General features: G+C 71.3%; 1 protein-coding gene. It reads right to left on the reverse strand.

The features are described 5' to 3' along the window. Positions 1-296: carboxyvinyltransferase (locus tag FLQ44_RS04840; RefSeq protein WP_206208667.1), on the reverse strand; the 296-nt coding region annotated here is incomplete at both ends.

The raw sequence follows: 296 nt of genomic DNA on the forward strand, positions 1-296 counted from the left end.
TGCCGCAGCGGCAGCACCACACGGTTCATCGGCCGCCGGGTCAGTGACTCATCGCCGACCAGCTCGCTGTCGAAGCCCTGCCCCGCCAGCAGGCCGGCGAGCAGACGCATGCCGGTGCCGGCATTGCCGCAGTCGATGGCGGCAGCCGGGGCGGACAGCCCATGCAGGCCGACGCCATGGACGATCCGCACGCTGGCTTCAGGCGACTCCACCCGAACGCCCATCTGCGCGAACGCGCGCGCGGTGGCGCGGGTGTCCTCGCCTTCGAGGAAACCGCTGATGTGGCTGACACCCTC

The sequence above is a fragment of the Vogesella mureinivorans genome, from assembly GCF_007644035.1.
GTDB classification, from domain to species: domain Bacteria; phylum Pseudomonadota; class Gammaproteobacteria; order Burkholderiales; family Chromobacteriaceae; genus Vogesella; species Vogesella mureinivorans.